19 protein-coding genes are annotated in these 26,809 nt (G+C 73.9%); 9 read left to right on the forward strand and 10 right to left on the reverse strand.

Going from position 1 to position 26,809, the window contains the following annotated elements:
* Positions 1–7 precede the first annotated feature (7 nt).
* A complete protein-coding gene (locus ACTEI_RS28975; protein WP_122980551.1) occupies positions 8–1,786 on the forward strand; it encodes a S9 family peptidase in 1,779 nt (592 codons plus the stop codon).
* A gap of 120 nt (positions 1,787–1,906) precedes the next feature.
* Here ACTEI_RS28975 and ACTEI_RS28980 read toward each other — a convergent pair whose 3' ends face one another.
* Complete coding sequence (locus ACTEI_RS28980; protein ID WP_122980552.1) at positions 1,907–2,671, reverse strand: Clp protease N-terminal domain-containing protein; 765 nt, start codon at positions 2,669–2,671, stop codon at positions 1,907–1,909.
* Between the two features lie 153 nt (positions 2,672–2,824).
* Here ACTEI_RS28980 and ACTEI_RS28985 point away from each other — a divergent pair, with 153 nt between their 5' ends.
* From ACTEI_RS28985 to ACTEI_RS28995, 3 genes are read left to right on the forward strand one after another with little or no spacing between them, the layout of a single operon-like run.
* Positions 2,825–4,171 (forward strand): MFS transporter, encoded by a 1,347-nt coding sequence (locus ACTEI_RS28985; RefSeq protein ID WP_122980553.1) that lies wholly within the window; start codon positions 2,825–2,827, stop codon positions 4,169–4,171.
* A gap of 10 nt (positions 4,172–4,181) precedes the next feature.
* Positions 4,182–5,003 (forward strand): hypothetical protein, encoded by an 822-nt coding sequence (locus ACTEI_RS28990; protein ID WP_122980554.1) that lies wholly within the window; start codon positions 4,182–4,184, stop codon positions 5,001–5,003.
* A 14-nt stretch (positions 5,004–5,017) separates the two neighbouring features.
* Positions 5,018–5,530, forward strand: a complete 513-nt coding sequence (locus ACTEI_RS28995; protein WP_122980555.1) for a mycothiol transferase — start codon at positions 5,018–5,020, stop codon at positions 5,528–5,530.
* A gap of 118 nt (positions 5,531–5,648) precedes the next feature.
* Here the strand turns inward: ACTEI_RS28995 and ACTEI_RS29000 are convergent, their stop codons facing one another.
* The 5 genes from ACTEI_RS29000 to ACTEI_RS29020 form a co-directional block, all read right to left on the reverse strand.
* The gene (locus ACTEI_RS29000; protein WP_122980556.1) at positions 5,649–6,050 is read right to left on the reverse strand and encodes an SRPBCC family protein; all 402 of its coding nucleotides are present in this window, start codon (positions 6,048–6,050) and stop codon (positions 5,649–5,651) included.
* 27 nt (positions 6,051–6,077) lie between these two features.
* A complete protein-coding gene (locus ACTEI_RS29005) occupies positions 6,078–9,080 on the reverse strand; it encodes an MXAN_6230/SCO0854 family RING domain-containing protein (RefSeq protein WP_122980557.1) in 3,003 nt (1,000 codons plus the stop codon).
* Between the two features lie 153 nt (positions 9,081–9,233).
* Positions 9,234–10,703, reverse strand: a complete 1,470-nt coding sequence (locus tag ACTEI_RS29010) for an ATP-binding protein (protein ID WP_122980558.1) — start codon at positions 10,701–10,703, stop codon at positions 9,234–9,236.
* 3 nt (positions 10,704–10,706) lie between these two features.
* The gene (locus ACTEI_RS29015) at positions 10,707–12,365 is read right to left on the reverse strand and encodes an NAD(P)/FAD-dependent oxidoreductase (protein ID WP_122980559.1); all 1,659 of its coding nucleotides are present in this window, start codon (positions 12,363–12,365) and stop codon (positions 10,707–10,709) included.
* Between the two features lie 6 nt (positions 12,366–12,371).
* A complete protein-coding gene (locus ACTEI_RS29020; RefSeq protein ID WP_122980560.1) occupies positions 12,372–13,526 on the reverse strand; it encodes an NAD(+)/NADH kinase in 1,155 nt (384 codons plus the stop codon).
* 133 nt (positions 13,527–13,659) lie between these two features.
* Here ACTEI_RS29020 and ACTEI_RS29025 point away from each other — a divergent pair, with 133 nt between their 5' ends.
* The gene (locus ACTEI_RS29025; RefSeq protein WP_164466171.1) at positions 13,660–14,499 is read left to right on the forward strand and encodes an HAD family hydrolase; all 840 of its coding nucleotides are present in this window, start codon (positions 13,660–13,662) and stop codon (positions 14,497–14,499) included.
* Positions 14,500–14,643: 144 nt separating this feature from the next.
* Here ACTEI_RS29025 and ACTEI_RS37915 read toward each other — a convergent pair whose 3' ends face one another.
* Complete coding sequence (locus ACTEI_RS37915; RefSeq protein WP_187645839.1) at positions 14,644–15,624, reverse strand: class I SAM-dependent methyltransferase; 981 nt, start codon at positions 15,622–15,624, stop codon at positions 14,644–14,646.
* 83 nt (positions 15,625–15,707) lie between these two features.
* Positions 15,708–16,382 carry an adenosylcobinamide amidohydrolase gene (locus ACTEI_RS29035; protein WP_122980562.1) on the reverse strand — a complete coding sequence of 225 codons (675 nt, stop codon included), beginning with the start codon at positions 16,380–16,382 and terminating at the stop codon, positions 15,708–15,710.
* A gap of 78 nt (positions 16,383–16,460) precedes the next feature.
* Here ACTEI_RS29035 and ACTEI_RS29040 point away from each other — a divergent pair, with 78 nt between their 5' ends.
* Positions 16,461–17,432, forward strand: a complete 972-nt coding sequence (locus ACTEI_RS29040; protein ID WP_122980563.1) for an Acg family FMN-binding oxidoreductase — start codon at positions 16,461–16,463, stop codon at positions 17,430–17,432.
* On the opposite strand, the gene ACTEI_RS29045 is transcribed toward ACTEI_RS29040, so the two are convergent.
* Positions 17,429–19,081: an alkaline phosphatase family protein gene (locus ACTEI_RS29045; RefSeq protein ID WP_122980564.1), complete on the reverse strand. Its 1,653-nt coding sequence runs from the start codon at positions 19,079–19,081 to the stop codon at positions 17,429–17,431. The two genes, ACTEI_RS29040 and ACTEI_RS29045, sit on opposite strands and share 4 nt — an antisense overlap.
* A gap of 92 nt (positions 19,082–19,173) precedes the next feature.
* Between ACTEI_RS29045 and ACTEI_RS29050 the strand changes: the two genes are divergently transcribed.
* From ACTEI_RS29050 to ACTEI_RS29060, 3 genes are all read left to right on the forward strand, one after another.
* A complete protein-coding gene (locus ACTEI_RS29050; RefSeq protein ID WP_122980565.1) occupies positions 19,174–19,791 on the forward strand; it encodes a TetR/AcrR family transcriptional regulator in 618 nt (205 codons plus the stop codon).
* Positions 19,785–21,521, forward strand: coding sequence for an ABC transporter ATP-binding protein (locus ACTEI_RS29055; protein ID WP_122980566.1), 1,737 nt, complete (start codon positions 19,785–19,787; stop codon positions 21,519–21,521). Before ACTEI_RS29050 ends, ACTEI_RS29055 begins: the two co-directional genes overlap by 7 nt.
* Positions 21,522–21,812: 291 nt before the next feature.
* The gene (locus ACTEI_RS29060; RefSeq protein WP_122980567.1) at positions 21,813–23,777 is read left to right on the forward strand and encodes an ABC transporter ATP-binding protein; all 1,965 of its coding nucleotides are present in this window, start codon (positions 21,813–21,815) and stop codon (positions 23,775–23,777) included.
* A 69-nt stretch (positions 23,778–23,846) separates the two neighbouring features.
* On the opposite strand, the gene ACTEI_RS29065 is transcribed toward ACTEI_RS29060, so the two are convergent.
* Positions 23,847–26,804, reverse strand: coding sequence for a Calx-beta domain-containing protein (locus tag ACTEI_RS29065; RefSeq protein WP_122980568.1), 2,958 nt, complete (start codon positions 26,802–26,804; stop codon positions 23,847–23,849).
* Between the last annotated feature and the right edge of the window lie 5 nt (positions 26,805–26,809).

A 26,809-nucleotide genomic window follows, 5' to 3' on the forward strand; every position in this document is an offset into this window, starting at 1 on the left:
GGACGTCGTGACCGGTCAGTTCAGGCGCGCCGACGTGACCGTACTGCCGGCCTTCCGCCCGCGGGCCGCCGACCTGGCGTCGGAGATCGCCGGGAACTGGTCACCGGCGCTGTCGCCGGACGGGCGGCACGCGGCGTACGTCTCCGACCGCGGCGGGATCCCGGCCGTGTGGGTGCAGCCGATCGGCAGCGAGCTGGCCTTCCAGATCCCCTTCGAGCACCCGGTGTCCGAGGTGGCCTGGTCCTCCGGCGGTGGCTGGCTGGCCTGCCAGGTCGCTCCGGGCGGCGCGCCCCGGCACGAGGTGTGGCTGGTGCGGCCGGACGGCTCCGACCCGCACCAGGTGGGCGGGTTCGGCGCGGACACCGCCGACAACATGCGCTGGCTGCCCGGATGGCCGGTGCTCGCCCTCACCGAGAACCTGACCACCGCGGTGCTCGTCGACGTGGTGGCCGGGACCCGGACGGTGGTCGTCGAGGACGAGCTGGTCGCGCTCTGCGACGTGGACCCGTCCGGGCGCGCCGCGCTGCTGCGCTACGGCCCGCGCGGCGCGCGGCGCATCGTGCTGCGCGACCTGGCCGCCGGCACCGAGACCACGATCGCCCGGGGCGAGCAGGCGGTCTTCAGCCCGGGCGGCGGCTGCGTGTACGCGCGCAGCGAGGACGGCGAGTTCCCGGCCCTGATCCGGGTCGCCGGCGGCGCGACCGAGGTGCTGGCGTCCGGACCCGCCGAGGTGGAGTCGTTCGCGGTGACCGCGGACGGGCGGACCGCCGCGGTGCTGTGGAACGTCCGGGGCGGGGAGTCCGCCCTGGAGCTGCTCGACCTCGACCATGCCGCGCCGTCCGCCGGGCGGTCGGTCACCGTGCCGCTGCCCGGGACCGTGATCTCCGGACTGAGCTGGAGCTTCGACGGGTCCACACTGGCCTTCACCGCGGAGGGGCCGGGCCAGCCGCACGGGGTCTGGGCCTGCGACCGGGACGGCTCCGGGCTACGGGCGATCTCCGCCGAGCCGGCCGCGGCCGACGCGGTGCACCCGAGCCTGGAGAAGATCACCGCGCACGACGGGCTCACCCTGACCGGGTGGCTGTTCAGCCCGCCCGGCGACGGTCCGCACCCGACGGTGGTCTGGCTGCACGGCGGGCCGGAGGCGCAGGAACGCCCGGGGCACGGGCCGCTGTTCCAGACGCTGGTGCGGCACGGGATCGCGGTCCTCGCGCCGAACGTACGCGGGTCGTCCGGGTTCGGCCGCACGTTCGTGAACGCGGACAACGGCGCGCTGCGGTACGCCGCGATCGAGGACGTCCGCTCCTGCGTGCGGTACCTGCGAGAGGCCGGGATCGCCGGGCGCGTCGGTGTGATGGGCCGCTCCTACGGGGGCTATCTGACGCTGGCGGCGCTGTGCGCGTACCCGGAGCTGTTCGACGTCGGCATCGACGTCTGCGGCATGTCGAACTTCGCGACCTTCTACGAGCACACCGAACCGTGGATCGCGGCCGCCGCGATCAGCAAGTACGGCGACCCGGAGAAGGACGCGGAGCTGCTGCGCGACCTGTCGCCGATCCACCGGATCGACCGGCTACGGGCGCCGCTGATGGTGGTGCACGGCGAGAACGACAGCAACGTGCCGGTGATCGAGGCGGAGCAGGTGGTGGCCGCGCTGGCCGCGCGCGGCGTCGGGCACCGGTACCTGCTGTTCCCCGGCGAGGGGCACGAGCTGCTGCACCGCTCGTCGCGGGCCACGTACCTGCGGGAGACGACCGCCTGGCTCACCACCCACCTGCGCTCCTGACCGCCACCGCCTCACCGGAGTCCGAGCACCAGCACGCCGCCACCGCCTCACAGCATCAGGCCCAGCACCAGCACGAGCAGGAGACCGCACGCGGCGACGGCCGCGCCCGCCGACCGCATCTCACTGCCCGGCGGGCCGGTCGAGGCGCTGCTCCAGTCGTTCGATCCGCTCGATCAGCGGCTGGAGCGCGGTGGCCAGCAGCGCGGCCGGGTCCCCGGACGGCGGGGCGCCGGCGGCGCCCGGCTGCGCGGCACCGGCGGCGGTGTTCGCCCGCAGGTGGCGGTAGCCGGCCAGGGCGGAGGCGACCGCCCGGCGGGTCAGGCGCGGCTCGGCGCCGGCCGCGCGCAGCACCCGGCCGGCCGCCCCGTCCGGCTCGGTGACCAGGCCGAGCAGCAGATGCTCGCAACCCACGTAGTTGTGCCCGAGGCCGACCGCCTCACCGACCGCGAGCTCCAGCGCGCCGGCCGCCGGGCTGCTGAAGCGCACGCCCGGACCCGGGCCGGCAGGCTCGTCGCCCGGCTCCCGCTCCAGCTCACGGGCCAGCCGCGCCGGCTCGATGTCGAGCGCCTCGAGCACGTGCAGGGCCAGGTTGGTGCCCTCCTCGATCATGGCGCCGAGCAGGTGCCCGGTGCCCACGCAGGACAGCGACACGGCGCGGGCGCGCTCGACGGCCAGCCCGAGCACGGTGCGGCCGCGGCCGGTCATCAGCGGGAAGCGCTCCTCCAGGTCGGCGCCGGACAGTTCGCTCAGTGAGGTCTCCCGGATCGCGGTGACCCGGCGCACCGCCTGCTCCAGAGCCCGCTGGCAGATCGCGGAGACCGGCAGGCCGGTCTCGCGGACCGCCTCGGCCAGCTCGTCCGGCAGATACACGTTGATCTTGGGCATCCCGCATCCCTCCGCCATCTTGGGGTTATGATGCTATACCCCCCTTGGGGTTACACACAATGGCGGCAGTGGCAAAGGGCACGTTGCCGCGCGCCGAGCTGCGGAGAAGGCTGGAAACGCAACTGCTGACGCGCGAGTGGAAGGCAGCACCACATGTCCCTGCGACCCGGAGCCCGGGCCTGGGCGGTGTGGGCCGCGGGCCTCGCCGCGTACGTCATCGCCGTCCTGCACCGCACCTCGCTGGGCGTCGCCGGGCTGGACGCGCAGCACCGCTTCGACGTCGGCGCGGGCGCACTCGCCAGCTTCGCGGTGCTGCAACTGCTCGTCTACGCCGCCCTGCAGATCCCGGTCGGCGTGCTGCTGGACCGATTCGGATCACTGCGAATGGTGGCCGGCGGGGCGCTCGCCATGACGGCCGGGCAGACCCTGATGGCCTTCGCCGACGACATCACCGGCGCGGTCGTGGCCCGGATCCTGGTCGGCGCCGGCGACGCGATGACCTTCATCAGCGTGCTGCGCCTGGTCCCGTACTGGTTCCCGGCGCGGCGGGTGCCGGTGATCAGCCAGCTGACCGGGCTGGTCGGGCAGCTCGGGCAGGTCATCTCCGCCGTGCCGCTGGCCGCCCTGCTGGCCGGGGCCGGCTGGTCCGCCGCCTTCCTCGGCGCCGCCGGCGCGGGGCTGTTCGTCGCGCTGGTGGCGCTGGCCACCCTGCGCGACACCCCGGAGCACCGGATCAGCAGCGGCAACCCGATCAGCATCCGGCGGCTCGGCGCCGACCTGAGCGGCGCCTGGCAGCACCCGGGCACCCGGCTCGGGCTCTGGACGCACTTCACCACCCAGTTCACCGGCACGGTGTTCGCCCTGATGTGGGGTATCCCGTTCCTGATCGCCGGAGAGGGGCTGACCCGCGGGCAGGCCGGCACGCTGCTCACCGTCTTCGTGATCACCGGCATGGCCGCCGGGCCGCTGCTCGGCACCCTCGTCCAGCGGTACCCGCTGCGCCGGTCGCTGCTGGTGTTCGGCATCGTCGGGATCAACCTGGGCGCCTGGGCGCTGGTGCTGCTGTGGCCCGGACGGGCCCCGCTGCCGGTGCTGACGCTGCTGGTGGTCGCGCTCGGCTCGGGCGGCCCCGGCTCGATGATCGGCTTCGACTACGCCCGTACCTTCAACCCGCCGCACCGCCTGGGCACCGCGACCGGCGTGGTCAACATCGGCGGGTTCGTCGCCTCGCTGCTGACCATCGAGCTGATCGGGCTGATCCTGGACGCCCGCACCGGCGGCCGTGCCGACTATCACATCGCCGACTTCCGGATCGCGATGTCGGTGCAGTTCGCGGTCGCCGCGGTCGGCCTGGCCGGCATCCTGCGGACCCGCAGACTCACCCGCCACCACCTCGCGCGGGAGGAGGGACTCGTGGTCCGGCCGCTGCGGGCGGCGCTGGCCGAGCGGCGGGGTTTAGCGACCGGCCGAGCGGTAAAGGCGGAAAGCTGGCGCGATTGAGAGGGGGCACATGACCGAGCACGCGCAACCCCGGCCCTGGGCCGGCATCGACATCCCGAAGACCATCGCCGGCACCCTGGCCGCGGTCTCCGCCGCGGTGGTGGGCTCGTTCCTCGGCGTGGCCGGCACCCTGATCGGCGCCGCGGTGGCCAGCCTGGTCAGCTCGATCGGCACCGAGGTCTACCACCGCTACCTGGAGCGGGGCACGAAGAAGCTGCAGGCCGCGTTCGTCACCGCGCCGGCCGCGGTCGGCACGCCCGAGGTGGCCGCCGCCCCACAACCACCGTCCGAGGAGCCGCAACCGGCCGCCGCGCCCCGGCGGATCCGCTGGAAGCGGGTCGCCCTGGTGGCCGGTGGGCTGTTCGTGCTCGCGATGGGCACCCTCACCGCGGCGGAACTGCTGGCCGGCCGGTCCGCCGCGGATGCCACCGGCGGCCGCGGCAGCGGGGCGCCCACGGTGCTGAACTGGACCGGCGACCACCGCGCCGACGAGGACCGGCAGGACCGCGCGCCGGCGCCGTCGAGCACGCCGACCGTCACGCGGACGACCGGGAGCACCCCGGACGCGCCGGCCGGCAGCGGCACGCCGGCCACCACCGGGCCGGCCCCGCAGCAGACCACCGAGGCCCCGGCCGAGCCGACGCCGACCGGCGGCACGGAGCCCGGCGGCACCGAGCCCGACGGACAGACCGGGGACACCGGGGACACCGGGGACACCGGGGACACCGGGGACGGCGACACCGGGACCGGTGACGGCGGCTCCGGCGACACCGGCACCGACCCGGGCTCCGGCACGGATCAGCAGGGAACCGCCGACCAACCGCAGCAGTAGGAGGGAGCACGGGGATGGACGCGAAGGGCGTTCTCCGGGACGCGTACGGCCGCCTGCCCGACCTGGTCGGCGGCGCGGTCGACGGCCTCACACCGCAGCAGCTGCGCTGGGCGCCCCGACCCGGCGCGAACTCGATCGGCTGGCTGGTCTGGCACCTCACCCGGGTGCAGGACAGCCACCTCGCCGAACTGCTCGGCGCCGATCAGGTCTACACCGGCGCCGACTGGGCCGGCCGCTTCGGCCGCAAACCGGACCCGTCCGACACCGGCTACGGGCACACCGCCGCCGACGTGGCCGCGGTCGTCCCGGAGAGCGCGCGGGCACTGACCGATTACTACCAGGCTGTACACGACCGGACCATGACGTACCTGGACGGCCTCACCGACGCCGACCTGGACCGGGTCGTCGACCGGAACTGGGACCCGCCGGTCACCCTCGGCGTCCGCCTGGTCAGCGTGTACGACGACGACGCGCAGCACGTGGCCCAGGCCGCCTACCTGCGCGGGCTGCTGCCCGGCGACGTGTGACGGCCAGGCGCCGCCCGGCGGGCGGGCGGCGCCGACACCGCACTTCCTGCCGGCGCGACATCCCCCGCGCCACCCCTACCGCACTTCCTGCCGGCGCGACGTCCTACAGCGGCGCCGCTCAGGACGCCTCCAGGACCGTCCTGATCTCGGCGATGCCGCGTTCCACCCGGGCCCGGACCGCGCCCGCCAGCGCGTGCGGAAGCACGTCGGTGGTCCACACCACCCGGGTGACGCCGCCGGACTCGACCACCTGGAAACTCGCGTGGTGACGGGTCAGCGGGAGCGCCGACCCGTCGATCACCGAGTACGCCAGGCGGCGCAGCCCGTGATCGACCGCGATGATCAGCTCCCGGATGCGCGACCCGTCCGGCATGGTCAGGATCCGGATGTCACCGTCCATCTCGACGGCGGACACCCGGCCCGGGAGCAGCCGCTCGTGCACCGCCGCGACGTCGGCGATCGCCGCCCACGCCTGTGCCGCCGGAACACCGACGACCGTCTCCACCGCAACCGTGGCCATCCCCCACCCCTCCTGTCCGCCGGAACGCTACCGCGGGCCGAGCGCGCCGAGCAGCTCGGCCGCGTCGGCCGCCTGCCACGGCTCGTCCGGCCGGCCGGTCACGGTGAGCGCGAGCGAGCCCTCGGCGGGGTGGCCGGGGACGTAGCCGCCGAGCGTGTCCGCGTCGACGACCGCGGCCAGCACGGTCCGCCCGGTGGCGTCGCGCGGCCCGTGGTCGCGCGGCGCGTCGGCCAGCGCCCGGATCGCCGCCGCGGTGGGCGCCACGCCGTCCGGCAGGGTGGCGTAGCCGCCGTCCGGGAAGGCCAGCACGATCCGCTCGGCGCGCCCGGCGGCGTGCCAGGCGGCCAGGTCGAGCAGGGTCGGCCGGGGCCGCGCGGCGAAGTACTCCCACTGGTCGGCGGCGGCCCGGGCCAGCTGGACGGCGTGGCCGTCGACGTCGTGGCCCGCGCCGCGGGCGGAGAGGCTGACGTCCGTCCAGACCAGCCGCCGGTCGGCCGCGTCGATCACCATCGGCAGCAGCGCCCGTGCGTTGCCGCGCAGGTCGAAACGCTGCACCACGCGGGAGGCGTCGAACAGCCGACCCTTCGGCCAGGGCACGGCGAACCCGGCGAACGCCTCGGTGAGCAGCTCGAACGACACGTCGTTGTAGCTGAACACGACCGGCGCCAGGTAGCGGGCCCCGGCCCCGCGCAGCGCCGGAAGGTTCAGGTCGAGGTACTCGGTGGCGCCGGCCGGCGGCGGCGCCGAGGTGAAGTCGCCGGAGTGCACCGCGGCGTCGCCGGCGAAGCGCAGCCGGGTGTAGTCGCAGTGCCCCACCTTGCGCCAGTGCTCGTCGAAGAACACACACGACAGGTCCAGGTCGACCCGGTGCCCCGCGACGTCCGTCCAGTGCAGGTAGAACCGCATCCGGTCGCCGGCCGGGAGGTCGCGCCGGCTGCCCCGGGGCCAGCCGGCCAGGGCACCGGAGGAGACCCGGGCCCGCAGCGGCGTCGGCACGTCGATCAGGGTGGCGTCGATGACGGCCAGGTCGAACCGGCCGAGCCGGGCGGCGCGTCCGGCCAGCTCGGCGTCGGCGACGCCGCGGATCGCGGTGATCGCCCCGCCCGGCAGCGGGGCACGCCGCTCCGCCGCCGTCCAGGTGCGCCCGACGTCACCGGCCGGGAAGAACAGCCGGCGCGGAGTGCCCGGGGCCGGGGCGGTCCAGGACGGGTCGGCCGCCGGGGCCGTCGTGCCGGCGAGCCGCGAAGCCGCCTCGCGCAGCAGCCGCGCGGCGAGACTCCGCGGCGGCTCGGCGGCCACCGCGGCGCTGATCGCCTGACCGACGGCGCCGACCGGCACAGCCGGCGCGCTCACGCGGACCGTCCGGTCGCGGCCGGCCAGCTCGGCGCTCGCGGTGGCGATCAGGCCGGGCGCGGCCGCGTGCGCGGTGGCCCGGGCGGCGGCCGTCACCGCGGCCAGCGCGGCGGCGTCGCGCCCGGCGGAGCGCAACAGGTGGTCGAGCCGGCGCCAGAGCAGGCCGGGGCGCTCGGTGAGCAGCCGCGCCGCGCCCGGCACGTCGTTGCGCGCCAGCGCCGCCTCCACCTCGGCGGCGTGGGTGCGGATCCGGGCGCCGATCCGGCCGTCCGGATGCTCGGTCACGGTCAGCCGGCGGGGATGCCGGCGCGCCGCGGCGACGATCGCCCGGCCGAGCGCGCTGTCCGGCCCGGTGCGGGTGCCGCGCAGCACGGCGAACGCGACAGCCGCCTCCGGGTGGGCCGCCACCTGCTCGAACGGGTGCAGCCGCTCGCCGAGCCGCTTCCAGACCGTGGGGTGCCGACGGAGGTCCTCGGCGGCGGACGCGGCGCCGCAGCCGTCGAGGTGGGCGAGGACCGCCCGGCGCAGCGGGCGGGGCAGCGCGCGCACCCGGGCCACCGGCATGACCGGCGGACCGGGCCGGCCGGCGTCCGGCCCGGCGGGACGCCACCCGCTCGGCTCGACGGCCGCCCGGCCTGCCCGGTCCGCGGGCGCGGCGAAGCCGAGGCCGGCACGACCCGCCGGCCCGCCGAGCGTCCGGCCGCGCCGGTCCGCGACGGGCGGCAGGATCAGGCCGGGGTCGCCACCCGAGTACGCCCACAGCGTGCGCGCCACGTCGGTGGCGGTGCCCCAGCGTCGCCGGGCCTGCTCGATCACCGTGGACTGCGCCGGTGACCCGGCGGTGGCGTGCAGCGCCCAGGCGATCAGCACGGCGAGGGTCTCCCGGGCCGGGGCGGCGGGCAGCCAGCTGAGATCGTCCGGGGCGGTGGCGGCCACCAGCGTACGCAGATCGTCCCGCTCGGCCGCGCTCAACGCGTGCGGCCGCGCCGCGATCCGGTCCCGCGCCTCGATCGCGCTGGCCGCCGGATCGGCGTCCAGGCGCAGCACCTGCACCCGCAGCGCGGGCCCCGGCACGCCGGGGTCGGGTTCCGGGCTCAGCGGCAGGTAACCGGAGCCGGCGGCCAGCCGGAGCCCGCAGATCGGGCAGCCGCTGAACTCGGCCGGCGGGAAGCAGTCCCGGCAGACCAGGTGGCCGCACGGGTCGAGCGGGGCGCCGACCCCGTCCCGCCCGCAGAGCACGCACGGCGCGCCCTCGGTGGCGAACAGGTGGGTGAGCAGCCGCTTGACGAACATCGTGGCGATGTCCGGAGTGTCGGGAAAGGAGCGGTAGAGCGGGGTCAGGTCGCGGTCCGCGCCGACCAGCGCGTCCAGCGTGGCCAGCAGCCACCCGGCCCAGCGGTCCCGTTCCCCGGGCAGCGCGCGGCTCATCGCGGCGCGCAGGTCCCGGTGCGGCACCCAGCCACGGGCGGCGAGATCGGCCTCCACCGTGGCGGCCCAGGCCGCGCCGTCCGGCGCCGCGCCCGCGACCGCGCCGGGCAGGTCAGCCCCGCCCGGCGCGGTATCCGGGCCCGGCGGCGCCACCACGCGCGCCGCCCCCGGGCCCGGCATCCCCGCCGCGCCGGGCGGCGGGAACGCGCGGCCGAGCCGGCGCAGCAGAACCGTAGCGACCGGGTCCATCGCAGAACTCCCCCATGCGAGCGAAAGAGCGATGGGCGGGGAGAAGCGGCGCTGGTCAGTCGATTTTCAGTCGATTTTTGAAGGAAGCACCGCGGAGAGCCGCCCATCGCTGCGCCCGATCCTAGAGATCGACGACGGACGGCCCCAACCGGTTTACGCCGACGCCGGCTCGCTCAGCGGCAACCGGACCAGGAACCGGGTGTCCCCCGGGCTGGACTGCAGCGAGATGTCGCCGCCGTGGCCGTTGACCACGATCCGGTACGAGATGTCCAGCCCCAGCCCGGTCCCCTCGCCCACCGGCTTGGTGGTGAAGAACGGCTCGAACACCCGCTTCCTGATCTCGTCCGGCACGCCCGGCCCGGAGTCGCCGACCGAGACCACCACCCGGTCGTCCTCCCGGTACGTCCGGATGGTCAGCGTGCCCGCGCCGGCCATCGCCTGGGCGGCGTTGTCGATCAGGTTGGTCCACACCTGGTTCAGCTCGGCCGGGTGGGCGGGCACCTGCGGCAGCGTACGGTCGTAGTCCTTGACCACCCGGATCCGGTCGCCGATCTTGTGGGCGAGCATGACCAGTGTGCTGTCCAGTCCGGTGTGCACGTCGATCCACTGGTGCGCCGAACGGTCCAGGTGCGAGTACTGCTTGGCGGCGTTGACCAGTGACGACACCCGGCCGGTGGCGTCCTCGATGTCGCTCATCAGCTGCTCGGTCTCCAGCGCGTACCCGATCCAGTGGATCGCCTGGTCCAGCAGCTCGGGGGAGGCCAGCCGGGACTGGACCTCGGTGAGGCAGTCCACGTCGATGCCGCCCTGGGCGAAGACCGGGGCGACGTCCCAGGCGCCGGTGACCCCGTGCTCGTCCATCCAGTCGCCGAGCTCGTCCTCCAGGTCGGCGATCTGCATCGCGGTCCGGGCGGGCGCCTTGGCGGCCCGCTCGATCACCTCCTCCTGCAGGTTCAGCAGGGCGATCAGGCGGTCCGGCGGCACCTTGCCCTTGGCCAGCTTGCCGAGCTTCATCCGCATCCCGGCGACCCGCTCGCGCAGCGCCCCGGTGGCCCGGGAGGCGGCCGCGGCCGGATTGTTCAGCTCGTGCATCAGGCCGGCGGAGAGCGCCCCGAGCGCCTGCAGCCGCTGCCGCTCCCCGATCGCCGCCTGCGAGCTGCGCATCCCCAGGGACAGGCCCTCCAGCAGGTGGATCGCCATCGGGAACCAATCGCGCATCAGAGCGCCGAAGTCGGCGGCGGACAGCACGAAGAACTCGCTGTCGGAGAGCGCCCGCATGGACGCCATGTACTTCTGCGGCACGCCGTCGTCGCGCAGGTAGGCGTTGGTCGCGCCCATGTACACGCCGCGCTGCTCGGTGCGGGAGGTCTGCACGTCGTCCCGACCGACCCGGCGGCTCAGCGCGACCGTGCCGCTGAGCAGCACGAAGAACGACTCCGCCGGATCGCCCTCACGCAACACCAGGCTGCCGGCCGGCGCGCGCAGGGTGCAGCCGTGCGCGGCGATCCAGGCCAGCTGGTCGTCGGTGAGCTTCTCGAAGAGGAACAGGGTGCGCAACTCGTCCGGGGTGAGCGCGCCGGGCTCACACGGCTGGAGCCGGATCTCGTCGGTCTCGGTGGTCATCTGCTACTGCGCCTCCAGGTAACGATGGACCAGCGCGACGGCCATCGCGCCCTCACCGACCGCCGAGGCCACCCGTTTGATCGAGTTGGCCCGGACGTCGCCGGCGGCGAAGATGCCGGGGACACTGCTCTCCAGATAGAACGGATCGCGGTCGCGATCCCATCCCCGTGGGCGTTCGCCGTTGGTGAGCAGGTCGGATCCGGTACGGACGAAGCCCTTCCCGTCCCGCTCCACGGTGGCGCCGAGCCAGTCGGTGCGCGGCTCGGCGCCGATGAACACGAAGAGGTACCCGCATTCGACGGTGGTCCTCGTCCCGTTCTTGCTGTCGCAGATGGTGATCGCCTGCAGGTGCCCGTCGCCGTGCGCCCCGACCACCTCGCACCGGGTCCGCACCTCGATGTTGCCGACCTGCGCGAGCTGCTGGATCAGGTAGTACGACATGGAGCTCTCCAGCGAGTCCCCGCGCACCAGCAGCGTGACCCGCCGGGCGTACCGGGCGAAGAACAGCGCCGCCTGCCCGGCCGAGTTGGCGCCGCCGACGATGTAGACGTCGGTGCCGGCGCAGGCCGGCCCCTCGGTGGCGGCGGAACCGTAGAAAACGCCGGAGCCGGTCAGCTCCGCGACGCCGTCGGCCAGCAGCGGCCGGTACGAGACGCCGGTGGCGAGCAGCACCGCGTGCGCGGAGATCTCCCCGCCGTCGGCGAAGGTCAGGGTGCGGGCCGAGCCGTCCGCCCGCAGCCCGACGACCTCGCGGGTGTTGAGCGTCTCGGCGGCGAACTTGTCGGCCTGCCGGCGCGCCCGGTCGGTGAGCTGGGCCCCGGAGATGCCGTCCGGGAAGCCGAGGTAGTTCTCGATGCGGGAGCTCTGCCCGGCCTGCCCGCCGACCGCCTGCCGCTCGATCAGCAGGGTCTTGAGCCCCTCCGAGCCGCCGTAGACGGCCGCGCCCAGCCCGGCCGGGCCACCACCCACGATGATCAGGTCGTAGAAGTCGCGGCCCGCCCGGGTGGACAGCCCGGCCGCCTCGGCGACCTCCTGCACGCTGGGCCGGGGCAGCGCACGCCCGTCCGCGGTGACCACCAGCGGCACCGCCTCCGGCCCGGCGTCGGCGGCCTCCAGCAGGCGGCGGCCCTCCGGCTCGTCCGCGCCGAAGTAGCGGTACGGCACCAGGTTGCGCGCCAGGAAGTCGCGGATCTGGAACGACGGCTCGCTCCACCGGTGCCCGACCACCCGGATGTCCGGCAGCTCCTGGTCGCCGGTCGCCTGCCAGGCGTCCAGCAGCGCGTCCACCACCGGGTAGAGCTTCTCCTCCGGCGGATCCCAGGGCTTGAGCAGGTAGTGGTCGACGTCGACCACGTTGATCGCCTGGATCGCGGCGTCGGTGTCGGCGTACGCGGTCAGCAGCGCCCGCCGCGCGTGCGGGAACAGGTCCATCGCCTGCTCCAGGAACTCGATGCCGTTCATCTGCGGCATCCGGTAGTCGGCGAGCACCACGGCGACCCGGCCGCCGCGCAGCTTCAGCTCCTTGAGCACGTCGAGCGCCTCGGTGGCGGAGCCGGCCCGGATGATCCGATGGTGATCGCCGTAGCGGCGGCGCAGGTCACGCGCGATGGCGCGGGAGACCGAGGGGTCGTCGTCGACGGTGAGGATCGCGGGTTGGCCCATGTCTGGTTACCTCAGCTCCACATCGTTGTACTCGGGGTGACGCTTCAGATAGCCGGCCACGAACGGGCAGGTGGCGGTGACCGGGCTGGTCCGGGAGCGGGCATCGGCGAGGGCCGCGGCGGCCAGCCGCCCGGCCAGTCCGCGGCCGGAGAAGGCCTGGTCGACCTCGGTGTGCAGCAGTTCGATCCGGTCGCCGTGCCGGCGGTAGTGCAGCACCCCGGCGACCTCGCCGCCGAGCAGGATCTCGTAGCGGTCCCGCTCGAAGCTGTCCACCACGACCGCGTCGCCGGCGTCCCAGTCACCGGCCTGCGCGCTGCCCTCGACCCGCAGCTTGCGGCGGGCCCGCTCGTAGAACGAGGTACGACCGAACCGGATCACCTGGGCGGCGGCCGGCATCGGCTCGATCTCGATCGCGGCGCCCGGCTCGGCGTGGCCCTCGATGATCCCGTCCACCTCGATGGCCAGGCGGCCGCTGGTCGGCAGCACGTCCAGGCCGAGGTGCTCGGAGGTGTCCAGCACCAGCGAGCGGTTGAACGACGAGTGCGCGGCGGCGGCGCTGACGATCAGACCCTCCACGTTGGGCGAGACGATCGGGCCGCCGGCCGAGAAGCTGTACGCCGTCGACCCGGTCGGTGTGGAGACCAGCACGGCGTCGGCCGCGTAGTTGACGAACCGGCGCCCCTCGACCCGGATCCCGACCGCGGCCAGCCCGTGGCCCGGCACCCGGACCAGGGCGATGTCGTTGAACGCGGTCACCGCCCGGCCGTCCGGCAGGGTGGTGCGCACCGCGGTGCGCGACTCCACCGTGTACCGGTGGTCGTCGATCGCGGACAGCGCGTCCTTGAGATCCGGCAGGTCCACCTCGGCGAGGAAGCCGAGCCGGCCGACGTTGACCCCGAGCACCGGCGTCTTGCGACCCTCGACGAGTCGCATGGTGCGCAGCATGGTGCCGTCGCCGCCCAGGCTGACCAGCAGACCGGCCCGCTCCACCATCTCCTCGGCGGAGACCGGGACCGCGCTGCAGTCGATGCGGGTGATCTCGTCGGGCAGGCCCAGCACGGTCACCCCGCGGGCGGCCGCCCAGCCGATGATCGTGTCCACCGCCGACCCGCAGTCACGGCGCGGGTGCAGCACCAGACCGACGACCTTGACCATGCCCATCCGTGTGCCCCTCTCCCGATCGCCCCGTCAGCCTCGCACGCCGGGCCCGGGATCGGCGACCGTCACCGCAGTGGCGGGGAGCACGAAACTTCCGGGGCGGCGAAGCCCGTACGCATGAGGTTCAATGCGGGTCATGGCCAGTCCCGCTATCGTCGCGCCGCAGCGGACCGCCGAGTCGCCGTGGCGGGCGGTGGTCACCGGCCTGGACGGCGCCGTGTTGGCCCCGGGCGCCACGATCACCCCGGCCACCCTCAACGCCGCCGCCCAGCTGCGCCACCGCGGCGTGCCGCTGCTGGCCGCGACCGCCCGGACCCGCCACGGGGTGCTGCGGCTGGACGCCTTCGCCCGGCACCTGGCGGTCGCGGTGTGCCACAACGGCGCCCTGGGCTGGGTGCCGCAGAGCGGCCGCACGCTGTGGCGGCGCACCCTGCCGGTGGGTGAGCTGCGGGACCTGGCCGCCTTCGTGCGCGCGCTGCCCGGCGCCGGGCTGGCCGTGTTCGGCGTGCGGTCCTGGGACATCACCCCGGAATACCTCGCGCTGCGCGGCCGGGCGCCGGCCGAGCCGTGGCGGGCGGCCGCGCTCGGCGACGTCACCGACCAGCCGGCGTACGGTGCGGCGATCCGGCACGGCTCCCTCGGCGCGGACGAGCTGATCGACCGGCTCACCGCCGCCGGTTTCGCCGCCCGCACCAGCCTGAGCTGGTCGACGCCCGGGGTGGTCGACGTCGCTGCGCCCGGGGTGGACCGGGGCGCCGGGGTGGCCCGGGCGCTGGACTGGCTCGGTGTGCCGCCCGGGCGCACCGTCGCCTTCGGCGGCGTGCCCACCGACCTGAGCGTGTTCGCGCTGGTCGGCCACTCGGTCGCGGTCGGGCGGGCGCACCCGGCGGTGCTGGCCGCGGCGACCGCGCACACGCCGGAGGTCACCGCCGACGGTTTCGCCCGCCATCTCGCCGCGCTCGGCCTGATCGCCTGAGCCCGGTGCACATCGCCGCCCGGCCACCGCCGGCCGCGGCCGGTGAACCCCGGCAGCCCGCGGCACCGCGCGATCCCGGCAGGGCGCGGCGAGACCGGCCCGAGCCGCATCGGCGGCGCTGCGTGCGGATCTGCTCCACGCCGGTCATGGGAGGCGGGTGGCCAGGGTCAGGAAGCGGTCGTCGCCGTCCTCGTGATGGGTCGTCTCCCAGCCTGCGCCGGCCAGCAGCGGGATCAGCCGGGCGCGGCTGAGCGGCTCGTCCGGGCGCAGGGTGCGCCCGTGCCGGGCGGCCAGGGCGGCGCGGCCGACCGGGTGGAAGATCGCCAGCCGGCCGCCGGGGCGGGTGACCCGGGCCAGCTCGGTCAGCCCGGCCACCGGGTCGGGCAGGTGGTTGACCAGGCCGGCCGCGAAGATCACGTCGGCGGTGCGGTCGGCCACCGGCAGCCGCCGGGCGTCCGCGACGATCAGGGCCGCGACGGCGTCCCGGCCGGCCCGGCGCGCCTCGGCCAGCATGTCCGGGGTGAAGTCCAGGCCGATCACCCGGCCCGCCGGGCCGACCGCGCCGGCCAGCGCCGGCAGCGCCCGCCCGGTGCCGCATCCGACGTCGAGCGCGACGTCGCCGGGACGGACCCCGGCCTCCCGGACGGCTTTCGCGTACGCCGGCAGGTCGTCGCCGAACGTGACGTCCCAGTTCGCCGCCCGGGCGGTGAAGAAGGCGCGGCTCTCCGACAGGTACCACCGATCGGGATCGGCCAGCGACGGGTGCACGTGCCGGATCACCGGCCAGTCCGGATCCCGGTGGTCGATCACCACCTGGGCGCGCCGCTCGCCGTCCCCGGCGATGAACCTGTTCCGCGGTCCGCCGCGCAGGTACACCAGGATCTGGTCGGTGGCCGGTTCGAGCACGTTGAGCGCCGAGTCGAACCCGCCCGCGCCCGGTCCGCTCAGCCCCAGCACCGCGTCGATGTTCCAGGCCCGGGAGCCGGCCGGGAAGGCGGCGGCGAGCCGGGACGCGAAGGCGGCGGCCGCACCCGGATCCCCGCCGTCGACGATCACCGTCAGCGGGGCCCGCGGCGCCAGGACCTCGGCCAGCAGGGCGGTGACTTCGGCAATCCGTTCCGGCACGTCCCCCAGGATGCAGGGCGCCTGTGACCGACGCAACGTTTCATTCACCCCGGTACGCCGGGTGAGCTGGCCGGATCCGGCCGTCAGCGGGCGCCCGCCAGGTCGGACCAGGAGCGGCCGGTCGCCAGGTTCACCGCGCCGCCGTCGCGGACCGCCGCGCAGACCGCCCGGGCCAGCGGCGTGCCCCAGTGCGACCGGGGGCCGCCGTAGGCCGCCGCCGCGCCGCCCGCGGGGCACAGCACGCACACCGCGTCGGTCGCGGTGCCGGTGGCGGCGAGTCCGAGCTCGGCCAGCGCCTGGGCCTTCGCCTCGGTGGCCGTGGCGACCGCGTTGATCAGCGCGCCGTCGCCGAGCCGCTGCGGCACCCAGACGACGATGTTGATGGTGCCCGGGCGGTGGGCGAAACCGGTCACGCCGGGTTCGGCGGCACGGATCGGCGCGCCCAGGCCGACGGTGGCGTGGACGTGCACGCCGTCCTCCGACGCGGACACCACGTCGTGCACGTCGACCCCGGTGAGCAGGCCGATCCCGGGGCCGGTCAGGTGCAGCCCGGCGGCCAGCCCGGCCAGGTGCGCCTCCGGGTCGGGGCGGGCGTAGGACATCGGGACGCTGGCGTTGATCAGCCACTCGCGCAGGCCGACGCCGCCGCCGAGGACCGCGCTGGAGGCGGCCAGCAGCGGCTCGGGGAATCGCCAGAGCAGCAGCGGGACATCGCGCCCGTCCTCCCGGCGATGCGTCAGCGAGGGCTCGGCGAACATCCCACAAATCCTACGGTGACCAGCATCAACCGGACCTTCGACCTTACCCGCCCCCGGTCGGCACGGCACCATTGACATATGAGCGAGGTCAAGCAGGCACTGGCGCAAGCGGCGGACGCCGCCCGGTTCGCCCCGTCAATCCACAACACCCAGCCGTGGCGGTGGGTGGTCCGGCCGGACCGCCTGGAGCTGTTCGCGGTGGCCGAACGGCAGCTGCGGGCGCAGGACCCGGACGCTCGGATGCTGCTGCTCAGCTGCGGCGCGGCGCTGCACCACGCGCAGGTGGCGCTGGATGCCGAGGGCTGGGCGTACACGGTCGACCGGCCGGCTTCGCTGGCACCGGACCGGCCGCTGGCCGTCGTCACCCCGAGTGAGCGCCGGCCGGCCGAGCCGGAGGCCACCCGGCACCTGCAGATGCTGCAGGTGCGGCGCACCGACCGGCGCACGGTCAGCGACGAGGCGGTCCCCGAGACGGTGCTGGACGAGCTGGTCAAGGACACCGAAGAGGTGGGCGGGCGGCTGCACGTGCTGAGCCGGGACCAGGTGATCGACCTGGCGGTGGCGGTGGAGCGGGCACAGGCGGCGGAGGCCGCCGACGACCGGGCCCGGGCGGAGCTTCTCACCTGGGTCGGCGGCGAGCGGCCGGAGGGCACCGGCATCCCGTCCTCGGCGCTGCCCACCGAGGTGCCGCTGACCACGGTCGCGGAGCGGGATTTCCAGACCGCCGGGACGGTCCAGGCCGGCGGTGGGCACGACCGCGCCGCGACGTACGCCGTCCTCTACGGCTCCGGTGACGCGGAGGCGGACTGGCTGCGGGCCGGGGAGTCGCTGAGCCGGCTGTGGCTGTCGGCGACCGAGCACGCGGTGAGCCTGCTGCCGTTCAGCGGGCCGGTCGAGGTGCCGTTCACCCGGGAGGCGCTGCGCCGGATGCTGGGCGGGGCCGGCCTGCCGTACCTGGCGCTCCGTCTCGGTCTGCAGGACCCCGCGCACACCGCGCCCCCGCACACCCCGCGCCTCCCCGCCACCCAGGTGATCGAGATCACCGGCTAGGAAGCCGGGCCGCCGTCGAAGGCCGCCAGGAAGCGGTCGCGGAAGGTGTCCATCCGCCACACCGGCGCGTCCGGGGCCGGTGTGACGCCGCGGCTCCAGCCCCAGTCGGCGATCCGGTCGAAGATCCGGGGGTCCTTGGCGACGATCGTGATCGGCACGTCGTGGCCGGCGTTCTGCCCGACCACGACGGAGGCCGGCTGGTGGTCGCCGAGGAACACCATCACCAGGTCGTCGTCGCCGTACTCGGCGGCCCAGCCGAGCAGGCTGTCGATCGAGTAGGCGACCGAGCGGGCGTACTCGGTACGGATCCGGGCGCCGTCGCTCCACACCTGGTCGGGCGTGGCGGCGGCGCGCACCATCGGGCCGTAGACGCTGCCGTCGCCGAGCCGGTCCCAGTCCAGCATGGCGGGGACCGGCGCCCACGGGGTGTGGCTGGAGGTCAGGGTGATCTCGGCGAGCAGCCGGGCGCGGCCGGGCCGGGCGTACTCCTGCGTCTGGAACTGCGACATGACGTACTGGTCGGGCATCGGTGACCAGCTCAGCTGCGGGCCGTGGTAGTTCAGCGCCGACTTGTCCCACACCCGGTCGTACCCGTAGAAGTCGCCTTCCGGCCAGGCGAAGATCACGCCCGGCTCGATGCCGACGGTGCGGTGCCCGGCGTTCTTGAACGCCCTGGTCAGGGTGAGCCGGTCGGTCGAGACCAGGCTGCGGTAGCGGGATTCGCTGTCGACCCACATCCCGGACAGCAGGGTGGAGTGGGCGAGCCAGCTGCCGCCGCCGGCGGTGGACGAGGTGAGGTAGCCGCTGCGGGCGGCGAAGCCCGCAGCGGCCAGCTTCCGGTCGCCGTCGCGCAGCGCGGTCAGCACGGCGCCGTTGAACGCCGGGTTCTCCACCGCGTCCCGGCCGTAGCTCTCGATGAACGAGATCACCACATCGTTGTCGCGCAGCGCGCCGAGCAGCTGGTCGCCCGGCCGGTTCCGGTATGCGTCGTTGTGCGCTTCCTGCCGGAACCGCCGCTTGTCGGCCAGGTCCTCGGGCAGCGCCAGCGCGGTGTCCCGGGCCAGGTCGGCGGCGGCGTGCGAGGCCACCGGGATGCCGCCGATCAACTGGTAGCCCATCGCGAACAGGGCGGCCCAGGCCGCCCCGCTCGCGCCCACGCCCCACCAGGCGAGCGTGCGGCGCCCGGCCGCGACCGCGGTCAGCCGCAGCACGGCCCAGGTCGTCCCGGCGATCGTCAGCCCGGACAGCAGGAGCAGGCCGGCCGCCACGGCGGTCGCGGACGCCCGGCCGATCGCGTCGATCAGGAAGTGGAACCCGTCGTCGAAGAGCGTCCAGTCCAGGACCGGGTCGAAGCGCCGGGCCAGGACCGCGAAGAAGCCGATGTCCACCAGTTTGAGCACGGTGAGCAGGCCGAGCAGCAGGCCCAGGCCGGCGGCGGTCCGGCGGCGCCAGCGAGCCGGCAGCATCAGCAGCACGGCGCCGGCCACCAGCGCCTCGACCGGAATCCGCAGCAGCGCGGTCGGCCAGTGGTTGCCCGGTGGCAGCCGGGTGATCTGGTCCGGCAGGATCAGCGCGACGAAGACCAGGAGCGCGGCGAAACCCGTGGTCAGGTGGCGGACGGCCCGGCGGTACGACTGGGGTTGGGTCACGGTTTCTTGATACGCCGGCAGGCCGGTCGCGGTTCGAGGGGCGCCGAAAAACCCAGTGGATGAGTGAGTACTCGCTCATTAAGGTGGGTCGCGTGGAAACCCGACGCAGACGTCAGCCGGCCCTCGCGCCGGACGAACGGCGGGCCGCGCTGATCGCGGCGACCATCCCGCTGCTCCACGAGCACGGCACCGAGGTGAGCACCAGGCAGATCGCGCAGGCCGCCGGGGTGGCCGAGGGCACCATCTTCGGCGTCTTCCAGCACAAGAGCGAGCTGGTGATCTGCTCGGTAGTCAAGGCGCTGGACCCGCGGCCGACCCTGGACGCGATCGCCGCCATCGACCCCGCGGCGGACCTGCGGACCCGGCTGACCCGGGCGGCCGAGATCGTCCACTCGCGGTTCGCCACGAACGCGGACCTCATGCACATCGCCCGGCGGCTGATCATCGCGAACGAGCTCGACCCGCAGACCCGGGAGCGGATGACCGAGACGCGCGGTCAGCTGTTGCGGGCGGTGACCGCGCTGCTGGAGCCGGACGCCGGCAGGCTGCGCATCCCGCCCGGCGAAGCCGCCCGCCTGCTGCTGCTCTACTGCGGCGCGAACTCCTTCGGGCCGTACGGCGACACCGACGCGTTCGACGGCGCCGAGCTGGCCTCGCTGCTGCTCGACGGCATCCTTCAATCCGACTCGGGGGGACCAGCGAAGTGTTGATCAAACTGCTTCGCGTGCATCTGCGGCCGTACCGGAAGACGATCGCCGTGGTCGTGCTCTTCCAGTTCCTGCAGACGCTCGCGACGCTCTACCTGCCCACCCTGAACGCCGACATCATCGACCACGGCGTGGTCGAGGGCGACACCGGCTACGTGCTCCGGCTCGGCGGCGGGATGCTCGGCATCACCGTGCTGCAGATCGCCGCGCAGATCGTGGCGGTCTACTTCGGCGCGCGCACCGCGATGGCGGTCGGCCGGGACCTGCGCGCCGCGATCTTCACCCGGGTGCAGACCTTCTCCGCGCGCGAGGTCGGCCAGTTCGGCGCGCCGTCGCTGATCACCCGGACCACCAACGACGTGCAGCAGGTGCAGATGCTGGTGCTGCTCACCCTCACGCTGATGGTGTCCGCCCCGATCATGTGCGTCGGCGGCATCGTGCTGGCGCTGCGCCAGGACGTGCCGCTCTCCGCGCTGCTCCTGGTGATCATTCCGATCCTGATCGGCGTGGTCGCCGTGATCATCACCCGGATGCGGCCGCTCTTCCGCGGCCTGCAGGTCAAGCTGGACCGGGTCAACCAGGTGATGCGCGAGCAGATCACCGGCATCCGGGTGATCCGGGCGTTCGTCCGGGACGAGCGGGAGCGGGCCCGCTACGAGGTGGCCAACGACGAGCTGACCCAGATCTCGCTGAAGGCCGGCAAGATCATGGCGCTGATGTTCCCGACCGTGCTGCTGATCGTGAACATCTCCAGCGTCGCGGTGCTCTGGTTCGGCGGGCACCGGATCGACGAGGGGGCCATGCTGGTCGGCGCGCTCACCGCCTTCCTCAGCTACCTGATGCAGATCCTCATGTCGATCATGATGGCCACCTTCATGTTCATCATGATCCCGCGAGCGGAGGTGTGCGCCGAGCGGATCCAGGAGGTGCTCACGACCGGGACCAGCGTGACGCCGCCCGCGGCGCCGGTCACCGAGGTCACCCGGCACGGCGAGCTGGAGCTGCGCGATGTCGGCTTCCGGTATCCGGGGGCCGAGGCCGCGGTGCTCGCCGACGTACGGCTGGTCGCCCGGCCGCGCGAGGTCACCGCGATCATCGGTTCCACCGGCAGCGGCAAGACCACGCTGCTCAACCTGATCCCCCGGCTGTTCGACGCCTCCGCGGGCACCGTGCTGATCGACGGCGTGGACGTCCGCGAGCTCGATCCCGCTCTGCTGTCCCGGCTCGTCGGGATCGTCCCGCAGCGGCCGTACCTGTTCACCGGCACGATCGCGTCCAACCTGCGGTACGGCAATCCGGACGCGACCGACGAGGAGCTCTGGCAGGCGCTGGAGGTCGCCCAGGCCCGCGATTTCGTCGAACGGATGGACGGGCGGCTCCAGGCCCCGATCGCGCAGGGCGGCACCAACGTGTCCGGCGGGCAGCGGCAGCGGCTGGCCATCGCCCGCGCGCTGGTGCACCGGCCGGAGATCTACCTCTTCGACGACTCGTTCTCGGCCCTCGACTACGCCACCGACGCCGCGCTGCGGGCCGCGCTCACCGAGCACATCGCGGACGCGACCGTGGTGATCGTGGCGCAGCGGGTCAGCACCATCCGGGACGCCGACCGGATCGTCGTGCTCGACGACGGCCGGGTGGTCGGCACCGGCACCCACGACGAGCTCATGGGCGGCAACCCGACGTACCGGGAGATCGTCCTCTCGCAGCTGACCGAGCAGGAGGCCACCGCGTGATCTACCGCACCGCGGCGAAGCAAGGGCCAGGAGAGCACGCGATCGGAGGCACCGCGTGATCGACCGCACCGCAGCGAAGCAAGGGCCAGGAGAGCACGCGATCGGAGGCACCGCGTGATCGACCGCACCGCAGCGAAGCAAGGGCCAGGAGAGCACGCGATCGGAGGCACCGCGTGATCGACCGCACCGCAGCGAAGCAAGGGCCAGGAGAGCACGCGATCGGAGGCACCGCGTGATCGACCGCACCGCAGCGAAGCAAGGGCCAGGAGAGCACGCGATCGGAGGCACCGCATGACCGCGCCCAGCAGGCCGCCGGCCGCTCGGCCGATGGGCGGCCCGCCGGCCGCCCGGATGATGATGGCCGCCGGGCCGCCGGAGAAACTGCAGGACTTCAAGGGCTCCACCAAGCGCCTGCTGGGCCTGCTGAAACCGCAGCGCGCGCTGGTCGCCCTGGTGCTGCTGTTCGGGGTGGCCTCGGTCTTCCTGTCGGTGCTCGGCCCGCGCCTGCTGGGCCACGCCACCGACGTGATCTTCAACGGTGTGGTCGGCCGGATGCTGCCCGCCGGCGTCACCCGGGAAGAGGCGGTCGCGGGGCTGCGCGCGAGGGGCGACGGCAAGATCGCCGACATGCTCGCGGCGATGGACGACGTGGTGCCCGGCCGGGGCATCGACTTCGACCGGCTGCTGCACGTGCTGGCCTGGGTGGTCGTGGTCTACCTGTTCGCCTGGATGTTCGGCGTGCTGCAGGGCCGGATCACCGCGCGGGTGGTGCAGATGGCCGTCTTCGATCTGCGCAACCAGGTCGAGGCGAAGCTGTCCCGGCTGCCGCTGGCGTACTTCGACAAGCAGCCGCGCGGCGAGGTGCTCAGCCGGGCCACCAACGACACCGACAACATCGCGCAGTCCCTGCAGCAGACGTTCGCGCAGCTCGTCACCGCGCTGCTGACCGTCGTCGGGGTGCTCGGCATGATGTTCTGGATCTCCCCGTTGCTGGCGCTGATCGCGCTGGTCACCATCCCGGTGTCGTTCTGGCTGACCACCTTCGTCGGCAAGCGCGCGCAGCCGCAGTTCGTCGCCCAGTGGAAGACCACCGGTCAGCTCAACGGGCACATCGAGGAGATGTTCACCGGCCACTCGCTGATCAAGGTCTTCGGCCGGCAGCACGAGGCCGAGGAGACGTTCCGGGACCACAACGAGAAGCTGTTCGCGTCCAGCTTCCGCGCGCAGTTCATCTCCGGCCTCATCCAGCCCGTCATGATGTTCCTCAGCAACGTGAACTACGTGCTGGTCGCGGTGGTCGGTGGCCTGCGGGTGGCGTCCGGCTCGCTGTCGCTGGGCGAGGTGCAGGCGTTCATCCAGTACTCGCGGCAGTTCAGTCAGCCACTGACCCAGGTGGCCAGCATGGCGAATCTGGTGCAGTCCGGGGTGGCCTCGGCCGAACGGGTGTTCGCCGTGCTCGACGCGCCGGAGCAGACACCCGAGCCGGCGCCGGTCACGATGCCCGCGGTGCAGGGCCGGATCGCGTTCGAGAACGTGTCGTTCCGCTACCTGCCGGACCAGCCGCTGATCGAGAACCTGTCGCTGTCGGTCGAGCCGGGCCAGACCGTGGCGATCGTCGGCCCCACCGGAGCCGGCAAGACCACCCTGGTCAACCTGCTGATGCGGTTCTACGACGTGACCGGCGGGCGGATCACCCTGGACGGCGTGGACATCGCCACCATGCCCCGCGAGCAGCTGCGCGAGCAGATCGGGATGGTCCTGCAGGACACCTGGCTGTTCGGCGGCACGATCGCGGAGAACCTGGCGTACGGGGCGGACTCCGGCGACCGGGCGGCGATCGTCCGGGCGGCCGAGGCGGCGCACGTCGACGGCTTCGTCCGGACGCTGCCGGAGGGGTACGACACCCCGATCGACGAGGAGGGCTCCAGCGTCAGCGCGGGCCAGAAACAGCTGATCACGATCGCGCGGGCGTTCCTCGCCGAGCCCAGCATCCTGATCCTGGACGAGGCGACCAGCTCGGTCGACACCCGTACGGAGGTGCTCATCCAACGCGCGATGGCGTCGCTGCGCACCGGCCGGACCAGCTTCGTGATCGCGCACCGGCTGTCCACCATCCGCGACGCCGACGTGATCCTGGTGATGGCGAACGGCGCGATCGTCGAGCAGGGCACGCACGACGAGCTGATCGCGGCGGACGGGGCGTACGCCCGGTTGTACTCGGCGCAGTTCGCCCAGGCGGTGGCCGAGGTCGACTGATCCGGGCGGACGGGAACGGGGGCGGCCGTCCGGCCACCCCCGTTCATGTCCTGCTCGCTCAGATGGTGCTCACCGGACCCGGAGCCGCACCGTGGCCGAGGTGCCGGCCAGCACGCCGCGGGCGGCGTACGCGGCGCTCACGGCCCGGAACGACTGGGTCGAGCCGGCGCCGAGCTGGGTCACCGTGGCGGTGTAGACACCGGACGCGTTCGTGGTGCCGCTCGCGGCCCGGACCCACCTGCCGCCCACCAGCCGCTGGATGGTCACCGCCTGCCCGGCGAACCTCGGGTTGCCGGTGACCGTCACGGTCGCCGCGCCGGTGGCCCGGGAGGTGGCGGTGATGGCCAGCGCCGGAACGACCTGGATCAGCCGGGTGCCGGAGACCCGGGCGCCGGCCCGGACCTGGAACCGGTAGCCGGTGTTGAGGGTCTGGACGAACGAGTAGTTGCCGGCGTTGTTCGGCGTCGCCGTGGCGACCCGGGTGAAGCTGCCGCCGGTGGCGGGCGCCCGCCACAGCTCCACCGTGGCGTTGTTGCCGGCCGAACCGGTGATCGTCGCGGTCCTGCCGACGGCCACGCTCGCCGGAGCGGAGGTGATGGTCGGCGCGGTCGGCGCGGGTGCCACGTCCTCGGACCGGATGGTCACGACGGCCGTGCCCTGGGTCACCGTGGCGCCGGTCGGGCCGGGCGTGCCGAGCCGCACCTCGAACGTCTCGTCACCCTCGGCCGTCCGGTCGTTGATGATCGGGACGCTGACGTTCGCCGTCGTGGTGCCCGGTTGCAGCGACAGCGTGCCGCGGGTGGCGACGTAGTCGCTGCCGGCCGTGGCCGTGCGGTCCACCGTGTAGTACGGGACGGTGACGGTCTGCTGCGTCGACGTGGTCTCGCCGTTGAAGGTCAGCGTCACCGGCACGCTGACCGTGCTGGCCGGCTCGTCGACCGACGCCGTCTCGGCGATGGAGGCGGACGGCGGCAGGTCGCCCGGATCGTCGTTGATCCGGAACACGCCTGTCGTGCTGCCGATACCGATCGGCGAACCGGTCGTCTCGGTCACCACGACCCCGAAGGTCTCCGTCGGCTCGTCGACGTTGTCCGGTTCCAGGTAGACCTCGGCCAGCGGCACGTTGAGGGTCGGCGCGGCGGCGCCGGCGGTGGCGGTGACCGTGGTCTGCGGCGTCGGCGACGTGCTGACGGTGAAGTCCTGGGTCGCGGTGGCCGCGTTGGCGCCGGTACCGACGTAGGTCAGGCCCAGGGTGTAGGCGGCTTCGGCCACGCCCACCACCGTGCCGTTGAGGCGCAGCGTGGTGCCCTCCGAGCCGGAGGTCTGGTTGAACGTGATCGTCGGGGCCGCGTCGTCGTTGCGCACGGTCAGCGTCGCGGTGTGCTGGCCGCCCGGCGCCACGGCGGACGCGACGTTCGAGCCGCCGACCGAGACCGTCGGGGCGACGGTCGCCGTCTCGTCCGTCTCGAACACCGTGTCCGCGTTGATCGGCACGTCCAGGTAGCCGACCGTGCTGCCCGCGGTGATCGTGACGTCGTTGCTGGCCGGGTTGTTGTAGTCGTCCTGGCCGTACGTCCCGGGCGCGTTGGTGCCGGTCTCCTCCAGGGTGACCGGCGTGAGCGGCATGCTGAACGTGACGTCGGCGTTGGTCGGCCCGCTCAGCCGGATCGGGATACGTGCCGTGGTGGTGCCGGTGCTGCCCTCGGCGATCGACACGTCCTCCACGGTCCACGCGGGCGCCACGTCGTCGCCCGCCTCGGTGATCGTGAAGGTCTGCGGGGTGAACGTGCCGATGGAGCCGTTCGGGCTGGTCAGCGCGAGGGTGAAGGTCTCACCGCCGGGTTCGTAGACGGTGTCGCCGATGATCGTCACCGGGATCGTCGCGGTGGTCTGACCGGGCGCGATCGTGAGGCTGCTGTTCGTGGCCCGGTAGTCGACGCCCGCCGTCGCGGTGCCCCCGGTGATGGCGTAGTCGATCCGGACCGGAACCGTCTGCGCCGCGGGCAGCGTGATGGTGATCGCCGCGTTCGTCTCCCCGCTCGCCCCCTCGGCGAAGGTGTAGACGGCGGGTGTCTGGGCCGAGGCCGACACCGTCGGGATCGGCGCGCTCTGGGCGTCGGTGATCCGGCCGGTGGCGGTGGTCGGGGTGCCCAGGGTGGCGCCCAGCGGGCCGGAGATGGTGGCGGAGACCGTCTCGGTGCCTTCGAACACCGAGTCGGCCAGCGTCGTGACCAGGGCCAGGCCGTTCAGGCTGCGGGCCGGGATGTTGACCGCGCTGGCGTTGAGCGGGGTGTAGTCGCTGCCGGCGGTGGCCGGATTCGCGTTCGCGCTGGCCGGCCCGTTCGCCGTGGTCACGCTGACGGTCACCGCGGTCTCGGACCGGCCGGAGAGGGTGAGCGGGAACGCGAGCACCGAGTTCTCCGAGGCGGGGGACGCGTCGCCGATGCTCACCGTCGGCACCGGGTCGTTGTCGGCGATGGAGACGCGCGCCGAGCGCGCGGCGGTCGACACCGGCTGGAGGGCGGTGTACGAGACCGGCACCTGGACGTCGAAGTACTGCGGGGTGGTCCCCTCGTACAGGGGATCGTCGAGAATGGTGATCTGGATGGGGGCGGTGGCGCTGGTCTCCCCTTCGGGGATGGTCACCGAACCGGTGGCGGCCGTGTAGTCCTGGTACGCCAGCACGCCGGTGGAGATCGCCGTCCGGTCGACCGTCTCCCATGGAATCGTCACGCCGCCGGAACCGGCCGGCTCGGTGAGGGTCACCGAGACGGTCGCCGTCGCGTAGTTGTGCACCGGGCTGGAGGGGGTGCCGGTGATGACATCGGTCTCCGGGATCGGAGTGGCGGACGTGGTGAGATAGAACTGCGGTGTGACCTGGGCGAGGGCTGGTGAGGCCACGAACGCGGGGGCGAGGCCGATGATGCCGGCTACCGCAGCCGACAGGACCGTCCGCACCGACTTGGGGCCACGCAGCACCAGCGGCACGGAGCCGCCCGGGGCCGCATGGCGGTTGTGATCGTGCATGTCTT

The sequence above is a fragment of the Actinoplanes teichomyceticus ATCC 31121 genome, assembly GCF_003711105.1.
Classification (GTDB): domain Bacteria; phylum Actinomycetota; class Actinomycetes; order Mycobacteriales; family Micromonosporaceae; genus Actinoplanes; species Actinoplanes teichomyceticus.

Bases quoted from the DNA above. Each gene is read 5' to 3' on its own strand.
- ACTEI_RS28980 (WP_122980552.1), bottom strand. From the start codon at position 2,671: ATGCCCAAGATCAACGTGTATCTGCCGGACGAGCTGGCCGAGGCGGTC.
- ACTEI_RS28985 (WP_122980553.1), top strand. From the start codon at position 2,825: ATGTCCCTGCGACCCGGAGCCCGGGCCTGGGCGGTGTGGGCCGCGGGC.
- ACTEI_RS28990 (WP_122980554.1), top strand. From the start codon at position 4,182: ATGACCGAGCACGCGCAACCCCGGCCCTGGGCCGGCATCGACATCCCG.
- ACTEI_RS28995 (WP_122980555.1), top strand. From the start codon at position 5,018: ATGGACGCGAAGGGCGTTCTCCGGGACGCGTACGGCCGCCTGCCCGAC.
- ACTEI_RS29000 (WP_122980556.1), bottom strand. From the start codon at position 6,050: ATGGCCACGGTTGCGGTGGAGACGGTCGTCGGTGTTCCGGCGGCACAG.
- ACTEI_RS29005 (WP_122980557.1), bottom strand. From the start codon at position 9,080: ATGGACCCGGTCGCTACGGTTCTGCTGCGCCGGCTCGGCCGCGCGTTC.
- ACTEI_RS29010 (WP_122980558.1), bottom strand. From the start codon at position 10,703: ATGACCACCGAGACCGACGAGATCCGGCTCCAGCCGTGTGAGCCCGGC.
- ACTEI_RS29015 (WP_122980559.1), bottom strand. From the start codon at position 12,365: ATGGGCCAACCCGCGATCCTCACCGTCGACGACGACCCCTCGGTCTCC.
- ACTEI_RS29020 (WP_122980560.1), bottom strand. From the start codon at position 13,526: ATGGGCATGGTCAAGGTCGTCGGTCTGGTGCTGCACCCGCGCCGTGAC.
- ACTEI_RS29025 (WP_164466171.1), top strand. From the start codon at position 13,660: ATGGCCAGTCCCGCTATCGTCGCGCCGCAGCGGACCGCCGAGTCGCCG.
- ACTEI_RS29035 (WP_122980562.1), bottom strand. From the start codon at position 16,382: ATGTTCGCCGAGCCCTCGCTGACGCATCGCCGGGAGGACGGGCGCGAT.
- ACTEI_RS29040 (WP_122980563.1), top strand. From the start codon at position 16,461: ATGAGCGAGGTCAAGCAGGCACTGGCGCAAGCGGCGGACGCCGCCCGG.
- ACTEI_RS29060 (WP_122980567.1), top strand. From the start codon at position 21,813: ATGACCGCGCCCAGCAGGCCGCCGGCCGCTCGGCCGATGGGCGGCCCG.
- ACTEI_RS29065 (WP_122980568.1), bottom strand. From the start codon at position 26,804: ATGCACGATCACAACCGCCATGCGGCCCCGGGCGGCTCCGTGCCGCTG.